At 49.9% G+C, this 10,946-nt stretch carries 11 protein-coding genes; all 11 read left to right on the forward strand.

Features of this window, described 5'->3' with window-relative positions; translation table 11 throughout:
- Nucleotides 1-174: 174 nt before the first annotated feature.
- Nucleotides 175-870, forward strand: coding sequence for a winged helix-turn-helix transcriptional regulator (locus tag CHU32_RS22825; RefSeq protein ID WP_103678320.1), 696 nt, complete (start codon nucleotides 175-177; stop codon nucleotides 868-870).
- Between the two features lie 428 nt (nucleotides 871-1,298).
- A complete protein-coding gene (locus tag CHU32_RS22830) occupies nucleotides 1,299-1,841 on the forward strand; it encodes a fimbrial protein BcfA (RefSeq protein ID WP_103678319.1) in 543 nt (180 codons plus the stop codon).
- Between the two features lie 101 nt (nucleotides 1,842-1,942).
- Nucleotides 1,943-2,647 (forward strand): fimbria/pilus periplasmic chaperone, encoded by a 705-nt coding sequence (locus CHU32_RS22835; protein WP_176691712.1) that lies wholly within the window; start codon nucleotides 1,943-1,945, stop codon nucleotides 2,645-2,647.
- Nucleotides 2,648-2,651: 4 nt separating this feature from the next.
- Complete coding sequence (locus tag CHU32_RS22840; RefSeq protein ID WP_245880260.1) at nucleotides 2,652-5,273, forward strand: fimbrial biogenesis usher protein; 2,622 nt, start codon at nucleotides 2,652-2,654, stop codon at nucleotides 5,271-5,273.
- Nucleotides 5,274-6,275, forward strand: a complete 1,002-nt coding sequence (locus CHU32_RS22845) for a fimbrial protein (protein ID WP_103678317.1) — start codon at nucleotides 5,274-5,276, stop codon at nucleotides 6,273-6,275. It abuts the gene before it with no gap.
- 39 nt (nucleotides 6,276-6,314) lie between these two features.
- Complete coding sequence (locus CHU32_RS22850; protein WP_103678378.1) at nucleotides 6,315-6,821, forward strand: fimbrial protein BcfE; 507 nt, start codon at nucleotides 6,315-6,317, stop codon at nucleotides 6,819-6,821.
- A 9-nt stretch (nucleotides 6,822-6,830) separates the two neighbouring features.
- Nucleotides 6,831-7,340 carry a fimbrial protein BcfF gene (locus CHU32_RS22855; RefSeq protein ID WP_103678316.1) on the forward strand — a complete coding sequence of 170 codons (510 nt, stop codon included), beginning with the start codon at nucleotides 6,831-6,833 and terminating at the stop codon, nucleotides 7,338-7,340.
- A complete protein-coding gene (locus CHU32_RS22860) occupies nucleotides 7,333-8,028 on the forward strand; it encodes a fimbria/pilus periplasmic chaperone (RefSeq protein ID WP_483883555.1) in 696 nt (231 codons plus the stop codon). The genes CHU32_RS22855 and CHU32_RS22860 overlap by 8 nt, the downstream gene beginning before the upstream one ends.
- A gap of 43 nt (nucleotides 8,029-8,071) precedes the next feature.
- Nucleotides 8,072-8,929: a DsbA family protein gene (locus CHU32_RS22865; RefSeq protein ID WP_103678377.1), complete on the forward strand. Its 858-nt coding sequence runs from the start codon at nucleotides 8,072-8,074 to the stop codon at nucleotides 8,927-8,929.
- Nucleotides 8,930-9,037: 108 nt separating this feature from the next.
- Nucleotides 9,038-9,328 carry a hypothetical protein gene (locus CHU32_RS28105; RefSeq protein ID WP_133159290.1) on the forward strand — a complete coding sequence of 97 codons (291 nt, stop codon included), beginning with the start codon at nucleotides 9,038-9,040 and terminating at the stop codon, nucleotides 9,326-9,328.
- A gap of 185 nt (nucleotides 9,329-9,513) precedes the next feature.
- Nucleotides 9,514-10,946: glycoside hydrolase family 18 protein (locus CHU32_RS22870; protein ID WP_103678314.1), on the forward strand; the 1,433-nt coding region annotated here is incomplete at its 3' end.

Here is a 10,946-nt window from a genome sequence, read left to right on the forward strand (position 1 = left end):
AAGGGTTATCTCATTTAATTATTGGTCTGAAATAATACCTCTTGTGATAATGTGCAATGCACTATATTTTTACGTTAGAATAAGGAAATCTATAAAGTGAATTAAGTTTTATTTAATTGATATTTATATGATTAAGTTTTATCTTAATTCTTTAAATTATATTGTACGTCAAAAATGAATTTTGAAAAAATAGAAAAAATTTATGACGATTCATTGCATTCTTTTATCTTCTCTCAAAAATCTAAGCCCCTTGATGCGATTGAGAATGTATTACAGCACTTTATTCCTTTTAGCCTTCCTCTTTCATTATCTACAGGAGAAATTTTTCCCCTTGGACTGGAAAAAGAAGCGTTAAGAATCGTTTTGCTACAGGAAGGCATTTGCTCTTTTTGCCATCAAAAAAGCCAGCGTCAAATCGGTGTCGTCTTTGCACCTTCACTATTAGGGCTTACCGACAGCTATGCGCGATCCTACAACGTTTCTGAATGGCCGCAACACTACATTGTTGCCGAAACGGAATGTACAGGTTACAGCATTTTAGTCTCTGATTTTATTAAGGTTGCTGATGAGCAGGGCCTGTGGCATGACATTGCCCGTATTCTGGTACAGCGGCTGATGGCCATGAGCGCCCGTGAAGAGGAAATGATTGGCGTTGACTCCTATTTGAAAGTCAGAACCTTGCTGATTGAAGTGTGGGCTTATCCCGAAAACTATCGCAAGCAAATCAATATTCTTAACTTTGTTCAGCGCCGCACGAATTTATCGAAAAGTCGCATCATGAAGATTCTTTCTGAACTTAAAAAAGGCAGTTACATTAATATTGATTCAGGAAAGCTAATCGATCTGAAAAAGCTTCCCCTGGCCTATTAGTGAAAGCATGCAGTACCTTACTTATATCTATTAATACACGTAGATAGTTACCTGGTTTATTATTTTGTTAGCATAATCTTATATGGTGGTCAATATAATTAAGCAACTGTTGAGTTTATTCTTATTTTAATTGCTATAAATCAACAGGTTAAGTCAGGTCCTATAAAGGTACAATACAGGTATTGCAGCTTAACTCGTTGTTGTGAATAATAAAATTCATATCAGGAAAGCGAATGGCAAACTCTGTTTCCCTGATGTAGCAATCGAAAAGCATATTGACCAGAACCAACAACGACCAGAGCTTTTTCATTAAGCTCGATCTCTTCTTATACCCAAAGTATAAGAGATATGTGGGCAGGCGGGTGGGCCATTGCTCAGATATTTAATAAGAGGGTCGTATTCACAACATAAAGATTATCAGAGGGTATATGAAAAAATATTTATTTGCGATGGTAGTCACTGCCATCACCGCAGGCGGAACGGCAATGGCTGCAGAGGCAGATACCACGACGGTTAACGGCGGTACCGTTAATTTTGTTGGCCAGGTTGTTGATGCTGCCTGCTCCGTGTCATCTGACTCTATCGATCAGACCGTCACGCTGAGCCAGGTTCGCTCCAGCAAATTGACGACTGCAGGCATGGTCGCCAACCAGAAAGAAGATTTCAACATCAAGCTGGAAGACTGTGATACCACCGTTAGCCAGAACGCGGCGGTCATTTTTAATGGTCAGGAAGATGCTACCCAGCCGGGTTCACTGGCAAATACCGCCGGTGCAGGTTCAGCGACTAACGTTGCCCTGCAACTTTACGGACCGGACGGGCAGGTTCTGAATATCGGTGACACCTCTTCAACGGTCACCCTGATCAATGGCGAAAACACCATTCCCCTGAGCGTTGACTATATTGCGACCGGTGAAGCGACGTCAGGTAACGTAGCCGCCACCGCGACCTTCAGCATGGTCTATTCCTGAGTTACTGTTTTTCCGCCTTCCTCCTGTGGGGGAGGCGGCGCATTTTTGGCACATAAGCCGCGCAGGCCAGACAAAAAAGAACGATTAAGATGAAAAATACGATGTTTATACGGCTTGTTCTGCGGGCCATTGTCTTCACCCCCATGCTGATGCTGGGCGTTATTATGATGGGTACAACGGCAAATGCGTATGCAGGTGGAGTGGCGCTGGGTGCAACACGCGTGATCTATCCGCAGGGGAATAAACAAGTTTCATTGCCCGTCACCAATTCTTCAGCGAGCAACGTATTTCTGATCCAGTCCTGGGTGGCGAATGCAGACGGGACAAAATCCACCGATTTTGTCATAACCCCTCCCTTATTCGTGATCCAGCCTAAAAAAGAGAACGTTCTGCGGATCATGTATGTCGGGCCGACATTGCCCACCGACCGGGAAAGCGTGTTTTATCTGAACAGTAAAGCCATCCCCTCCGTTGATAAACGTAAGCTCCAGGGGAACGTGTTACAAATCGCGACGCAAAGCGTGATTAAGCTTTTTATCCGTCCTAAAAATCTGCCAACACCGTCCATCGCAGCACCTGCCGCGATGCGCTGCCATCTGGCAAATGGCAAAGTCACGCTGTCTAACCCATCACCTTATTACGTGTCGCTGGTGGAGTTCTCTATCGGCAACGTTAAACAAACTAATACGATGGTACCGCCAAAAGGCAGCCTGATGCTTAATGCGCCTGGTGATGGTCGCGTGAAATTTGAGACGGTCAATGATTTTGGCGCGAACACGCCTTTGCAGACCTGTACCAGCGGTTGAGGCGATGAAACGACATAAGCAGAGCGTAAAACCTGCCATACGATGCTGGCTGACACCGCTGGCACTGGCTATGGCGAGTGTGCTGACGCCCACAACTGGCCGGGCAGAGAATTACTTTAACCCGGCTTTCCTGTCAGACGATCCGGCTGCGGTGGCGGATCTTTCCCATTTCGAAGGGAACGGGCAGGCACCCGGTACTTATCGGGTAGATATTTACCTGAATAAAAACTTTCTCGCCAGCCGCGATATCCGTTTTAGCCCTGCGCAACCGGTGCCTTCAGGCGCGGTACAGGCGTTGCAGGATGGCACTGGCTTAAGTGCCTGCCTGACAACAGATACGCTGGCGCAAATGGGGGTGGATCTCCAGGCATTTCCTGCGCTTGCCAGTGCCGGACCGCAGCACTGTGTGGATATAGCCTCAGCCATTCCGGCGGCGTCCACGCATTTTGATTTTGCGCAGCAGCGGCTGGATATCAGCATTCCTCAGGCGGCGTTAAACCGTGACGCCAGAGGCTATATTCCTCCCGCGCTGTGGGATGAGGGGATCAATGCTCTGACGCTGAACTATAACTTCACCGGGGCCAACAGTCATGATTCCACTGACGGTGGCGTAACCAGTGATACCTATTTTCTCGGCTTAAATAGCGGATTGAATCTGGGAGCATGGCGACTGCGGGATTATTCTACCTGGAACTACAACAGCGACAGTGAGGAAGATAAAAGCCACTGGCAGCATATCAGCACCTATGTAGAGCGCGACATTATTCCACTGAAAAGTGAGCTGACGGCAGGCGACAGCTATACCCCAGCCGATGTGTTTGACAGTCTGCCTTTTCGCGGCATGCAGATTGCCTCTGATGACAATATGCTGCCGGACAGTATGAAAGGTTTTGCCCCGACGATCCACGGCATTGCCAACAGCAACGCCCAGGTCACCATCAAACAGAATGGTTATACCATCTATCAGAGCTATGTTCCGCCGGGCGCATTTACCATTAAAGATCTTTACCCGACCTCATCAAGTGGCGATTTGACAGTGGAAGTGAAAGAAGCTGACGGAACGCTGCACAGTTACGTCGTCCCCTATTCAGCCGTGCCGGTGCTACAGCGGGAGGGGCGTATGAAGTATGCCGCTACGGTGGCGGAATACCGGGATGACAGTAGCGAGAAAAAAGAGGTTAATTTCGCCCAGGTCACGCTGTTATGGGGCTTGCCGCATGGTTTTACCCTGTATGGCGGAACGCAGCTTTCAGATAACTACACCGCTGCGGCGCTGGGAAGCGGCGTTAACCTTGGCGATGTTGGCGCACTATCGGCGGATATCACCCAGGCGCGGAGCACGCTGGCGGACGGCAGCTCGCATCAGGGGCAATCCATGCGTCTGCTGTACGCCAAGTCACTGGAGAACGTTGGCACCCATATTCAACTGATGGGCTATCGCTACTCAACATCTGGCTTTTATACCCTTGACGAAACGGCCTGGCGGCATATGGAAGGTCATACCGTTGAGCCGGACGATGATGATATGCCGCAGTGGCAGGATTATTACAGCCTTTACTATACCAAACGCGGGAAAGTACAGATCAACCTTTCCCAACCGCTGGGACAAATGGGATCGATCTTCTTTACCGGTAGCAAGCAGAGCTACTGGCATACGGATGAAACCAATTCCCTGCTGCAAATTGGCTACAGCGGCCTGCTTGAAAGGATCAACTGGAGCCTGAGCTACAACTACACCAAAGCGCCGGGCGAAAGTGAAAGCGATCAAATTTTCGCACTCAGCTTATCGCTGCCGCTGAGTCAGTGGTTGCAGCCAGAGAGTAATGCCGTTGAGCACCATCACAACGTTTATGCGACCTACAGCGCCAGCACCGATAAACATCATAACGTCACGCAGAATGCGGGAATCAACGGTACGCTGCTGGATGGCAATAACCTGAGCTACAGCATTCAGCAGGGCTACCAAAATCATGGTGTGGGTTCCAGCGGTAACGCCAGCGTGGAGTATGACGGTGCCTATGGCAACGTGAACGTGGGCTATAACGACAGCAATAACGGCGATTACCGGCAGGTCAATTATGGTCTTAATGGCGGTATTGTGGCGCATGCACATGGGATCACGTTTAGCCAACCGCTCGGTAACACTAACGTTTTGATTGCTGCGCCGGGAGCCAGCAATGTCAATGTTGACGGTGAGCCAGGTATTCATACCGACTGGCGGGGATATGCGGTGGTGCCCTATGCCACGACCTATCGTCAGAACCGTCTGGCGCTGGATGTCAACTCTATGGCTGACAACATTGATGTGGATGATGCCGTGACGAATGTCGTACCTACTGAAGGGGCGCTGGTTCGCGCGTCATTTAACGCGCACGTGGGTGAGCGTGCGTTACTGACCTTAGTTCACGCGGGAAATCCGGTGCCGTTTGGCACCACGGTCACGCGCAGTGATATGGAGGAAGAGTCCATTGTTGGTGATAACGGTGAGCTTTATTTATCAGGATTACGACCGCAGGGAACACTCACTGCACAGTGGGGCGATGGCCCGCAACAGCGCTGCGTGGTGCATTATCAACTCCCCATTATTCAGCAACCGCTGGTGCGGCAAAAGGTGGAATGCGACTAAATGAAACTCTATTTTTTATTTTTCACCTGCCTGTTAATAGCAAATCGCTGTCTGGCACAGATCTGTCAAAATGTGAACGGTACAGCAACAGAAATTAATTATGACCTGAGCACCACGCTGAGCGCAGCACAAAATCAGCCTGGGCAAACAGTACAGCTGGCGAAAAGCCAGGAGGTCAACGTGCAGGCGGTTTGCCCTGCCGGAAGCTCGCCCACCGGGCGAACCTACCGCTCTTATACCACGCCGTTTGCCGTGGTTGAAACCAGTGGTCGGTGGAAATATTTAAAGCTCGATCCTGATTATCTGGAAGGTGCGATGGAGATCCAGGATTCAGCGGCCGGCGCGGTTTATCCCCCCATCAATTATGCCTATATGGGATATGACGAAAACGTAAATAACGGTAATCCGTTTTATATTCGTGATTCTAATTTGCTTTTTCAGATTAAGATTGTCCGTTCGTTTATTGGTACTGTGGTTATTCCTACGAAAGATATGTTCAGTGTCTATGTCACAACTACCCAAAACGATCCACTATCAACAGTGGTTTATCATATTACTTACAGCGGCAGCGTGACCGTGCCACAGAGTTGTGAAATTAACGCCGGACAAACACTCCTTATTGATTTTGGTACGCTAAACAGCGGCAGCTTTAAGCACGCTGGCGAAAAACCTGAAGGCGCAAGGACCCGCTCCTTTAATGTACCGGTGAAATGCAATGGCACTACCTCCCAGGTACACCTGAGCATGCGCGTGCAGGCCACGCCGGATACCCACTTTTCTCAGTCTATTGCTTCAGATAACCCGGATGTGGGTGTCGTCGTAACCAATAATCAGGGCTCCATCCTGACGCCTGACGACCCGAACAGCACCGTTCCCTTTACGACCGACGACACAGGTAATGCCACTATTCCGCTTCAGGCTTACCCCGTCAGTACCACGGGTATAACGCCGGAAGAGGGAACCTTCACGTCTCTGGCAAGTATTCGGGTGGACTTTGATTAAATGAATAATAAGAGATGGCTTCAGGCCGGTGTACTACTGATGTTCATCCATTGTGGCGTCAGTCGGGCAGATAGCGGCAGCTATAACCTTGAGTTTACGGGCACCATCCAGGCACAGACCTGCGATGTTGATCTTTCCAGCCTGAGCCAGAGCATCGATTTGGGGCAGTTTCCCATCGACACATTTCAGTCTGTCGGCACGACCACGAAGTTTAAGCCGTTTAATATCAACCTGAGAAATTGCTCGCGTGGTATCAGCGGAACAAAAGTCTGGTTTACGGGAGAGGCGGACAGCAATAATCCTTCGCTGCTGGCGCTGACCGATACCGGCATGGGTAACGAAACGATCATGGCAAGCGGTGTGGGCGTTGAAATCCTTGATGAAAATCAGGACCCCGTCATTATCAATAACAGTAGCTCGGTGGTTTATCCGTTAAAAGCAGGAAGAAATACGCTGTCTTTTTATATTCGTTACAAATCTACGCTTCCTCAGGTCACCTCCGGTAATGCGACGGCGGTGATGTATTTTGATCTGGATTATCAATAAGGGCGTGCCATGAAATATCTTCTGTTACTGATCCTGGTGATATGTTTCGGCGTGCAGGCACATGACGGGCGGGTTTATATTACCGGGACCATCACTGATAACACCTGCACACTAACGCCTGACTCAGAGAATATTACAGTAAATATGGGCAGTGTTTCGAACCGTCAGTTTTATCAGGCGGGAGCCGGGGCCGCGTATCAGCCGTTCTCCATTAACCTGGAAAATTGTGGCAGTACCGCCAGCGGCGTCACGGTCAGCTTCAGTGGAACTGAAGACCCGAAAAATCCGGACCTGCTGGCGATAGCAGCCGGCGCGGGAAATGCATCGGGCGTAGGAATTGCACTTTACAACAGCGATAAAAGTCTCATCCCGGCAGGAGAAAATAGTCGTATGCAACCGCTGATCGGCGGTCAGTCATCGGTTCATCTTACGTTCTACGCGCGCTACGTGGCGGATGGTAACGCGGTAGTTGCTGGTGAGGCGGATGCCTCTGCAACCTTTGTTCTCACCTATGCATAAATTCCTCTTTTTTGCCCTACTGATGGCGGCGGCAAGCGCTCAGGCTGGGGTAGTCATCGGCGGCACGCGCTTTATCTATCCGCAAGGACGACAGAGTGTCGATATTCCGGTAAGCAATAATTCGGCGCAGCCGTGGTTGATTAACAGTAAGATCCTTTCTGCGCAGCGATGGAAAGGTGCAGAGACTGTTGCTACCTCGGACACACCCTTCGTTGTCACACCGCCACTTTTTGAACTCGCTGCCGGGCAGGAAAACACGGTTCGGCTCATCCGCACCGCAACTCCCCTTCCTGCCGACCGGGAAAGCCTGTTTACGCTAAGCGTGGCGGCGATCCCGTCCGGGCACGGCGGACCTCATAGCGTACAGATGGCGATCCGCTCGGCGCTTAAGCTCATTTACCGCCCGGCGAATTTACAAGGCGATCCGCAACACGCTTATGAGCAACTGCGCTGGTCGCGATCGTCTACGGGCGTAACAGTCAATAACCCGACACCGTTTTACGTCACCCTTTTTAGGGTTCGCATTAACGGACAACACATTGATAACGCAGGTGTTGTTGCGCCTTTTGCTATGCGCCATCTGACATGGTGTCCGGGGGCCGGGGCCTGTCAACTCCAGTGGCAAACCCTTAATGATTATGGACGGGTCATGCCAGCGCGAGATGCCAGCGTACCGACACGTGACTAAGCCTCATTAAATTCTCCTCAATGACACAAAAGAGATGTTCATTATGTTGTATAAATCACTAAAAAAGAGCCAGTTGGCGGTATTCCTGATGCTGGTGGGCGCTTCTTCAGCCGCAGCTGCGGCGGAGACCGTCGCTTTCACGCCGGACCAGCAGGCGCAAATTGGGCAGATCGCAGAAGGTTATTTAACGGCCCATCCGGACAAAATGGGTGAAATGATGGCGACTTATCTGGCCGATCATCCGGAATTTCTGGTCGCCGCCAGCGAAAGTTTGCATCAGCGTCAGCAGGTAGCGCAGCAACAAGCGTATGTGCAGCTTGCCCGGCAATATCAGGCGGATTTACTGTCCTCTGACAGCCCTTCCGTTGGGCCGAAAAATGCGAAAGCGGCGGTGGTGATGTTTTTTGATTACCAGTGTGCGTGGTGCAGCAAAATGGCACCGGTAATTGAGCAGGTTATGAAGTCCGATCCAGACGTGCGCTTTGTTTTTAAAGAATTCCCGATCTTTGCCTCCCGCTGGCCGGCCTCGGGCCTGGCTGCACGCCTGGGTGAGCAAATCTGGTTGAATAAAGGAGGAGAGGCTTACCTGTCCTGGCATAATGCTCTGTATGCAACCGGTAAAGTGGAGGGCGATCTGACGCAAGCAGATATTCTGAGCAGCGTTGAACGCTATCTGAGCAAAGCGCAAATTGCGGCGGTTAAAGATATTTCTGATAACGGTCCAGTGCATGATGCTCTGATGGTTAACCGCTCGCTGGCACAGCATATGGGCTTTACGGGTACGCCGGCATTTGTGGTCATGCCGCAGGCAAGTGATCCGGACGTAAAAAAAATCACCGTTATTCCTGGCAGTACTTCACAGGATATGTTGTTGATGGCGATCCAGAAGGCAAAAGGATAACGAGGCGGGAAGTCGGTACGACTTCCCGCTCTACTATGATCGATATCATTGCGTTATGGCGACGTAATGAGATAAATGATACCGCAGAGGTACAAAGGAGTGTCACCTGTGATGAAGAATAGACCTTTGGCGTCGGCCATTCTTTTTCTGTCTTTATATGATTTATCTTTTTTAGCCTGCGCTGAGGGGATGGTTAATTTTCGGGGCGCAGTTATCGAGTCTGGTTGTTGGCATGAGTCACGTATGCCGATGATTCTCTGCCAGAAAAAAAATACGATTGAGCGCCATATTCTTATTGAGAACTTGACCGCTAATATTACCTCGCCAAACGCCACGCTGGAAAAAATCATTCTTAATGAAGATAAACAACTTACGTTGATTCGTATCGTTTATGACTGACAAACTATAACGTACTTTATTTGAGGCAGCGCCTGGCGCTGCCTTTTTATCATTATTGTTAATCATCTGATGATATTTTTACCTCTTTATTATTTGTGTTGCTTTGTGATTAGCTTTTAATGACTGTCAGATGAATTATTTGTTGTGCACACAGAACGTGCTTATTCATTGCAAAAGGAAATAACATGGCAACAAGTAAATTAATTAAAAGCGACACATTGACTGAAACCAGTAACGCTGCCGACAGCTTTAACCCGGCGACTGAGGACAGCAAATTTAGCTACACCTCAGCCCGTGTGGCTAAGCCTGTCTATAACCAGTACAAAGCGGATGCCGTTAAACCGAAAGTATTCGGCTATTTCACCGACTGGTCTCAATATGATGCCCGTTTACAGGGAGTTGATATTCCGAGCGAGCGTGGACGTGGTTACGATCTGACCAATGTTTCCCCGACGGCATATGACAAAATCATTGCAGGCTTTGTGGGCATCGTGGGTTTCCACAAAGTGGACGGTATGTATCGCGACGTAGTTGCTGAAGCAGCGGAGCTGTGCGGCAAGGTCAAATATGAGCCCACTTTCCTTGACCCGTGGGGTGATTTCCAGTCTTACGTTAACGTTGGTCATGAGGTCAGCGGCTGGGATGTTGATCCGAAAACCGTCACGCAGCAAAACACGAAAGGTTTCCTTGGCGGTCTGCGTGACTTGCAGGCGAAAGCGAAAAAAATGGGTCACAATCTGGAACTGTCGATGAGCATCGGCGGCTGGACCATGAGCAATGGTTTCCATGAAACCGCGTCCAAAGATTCCTCGCGTAAAATCTTTGCTAAGGGTCTGGTGAAACTGTTTAAACAGTTCCCGATGTTCAGCGGTGTGGATCTGGACTGGGAATACCCGAACGTGGAAGCGGCAGGCAACCCGTATGGTCCGGAAGACGGTGCAAACTTTGCGCTGCTGATTGCCGAGGTGCGTAAAGAACTGGATGCGGCGGGCCGCAGCGATGTGAAAATTTCTATCGCCGCCTCTGCCGTTGTCGAGAAGCTGGAGTTTATCGATCTCAACACCATGATGAATGCCGGTATGGATTACATCAACGTGATGACCTACGACTTCTTCGGTACGCCGTGGGCAGAAACCCTGACGCACCATACCAACCGTAAAGCGCTGACCGCCGGCGGCTGGGCTGTAGAAACCATCGTTGATTACCTGCTGGCGGAAGGCTTCCCGGCTGAGCGTATCAACATCGGTTATGCCGGCTATACCCGTAACGGTCATAACGCTGAAATCAGCAGCTTCTCACCGCTGGAAGGCTCTTACACGCCGGGTGAAAGCACCACCACCGGCACGTTCGAATCCGGTACCTCTGAATGGTATGACGTGATCTACAACTACCTGGATCTGGAAAATCAGAAAGGCCGTAACGGCTTTAATGTGTACACCGACCAGGTTGCCGACGCGGACTATCTGTACAACCCGCAGTCCAAACTGTTCCTGTCTCTGGACACTCCGCGTAGCGTGAAAGCGAAGGGCGAGTATGCCGCGAGTCTGGGTCTGGGCGGTGTGTTTACCTGGACGGTGGATCAGGATAACGGCGTGCTGGTTAACGCGGCGCGTGAAGG

Source organism: Superficieibacter electus, assembly GCF_002915575.1.
GTDB classification, from domain to species: Bacteria; Pseudomonadota; Gammaproteobacteria; order Enterobacterales; family Enterobacteriaceae; genus Superficieibacter; species Superficieibacter electus.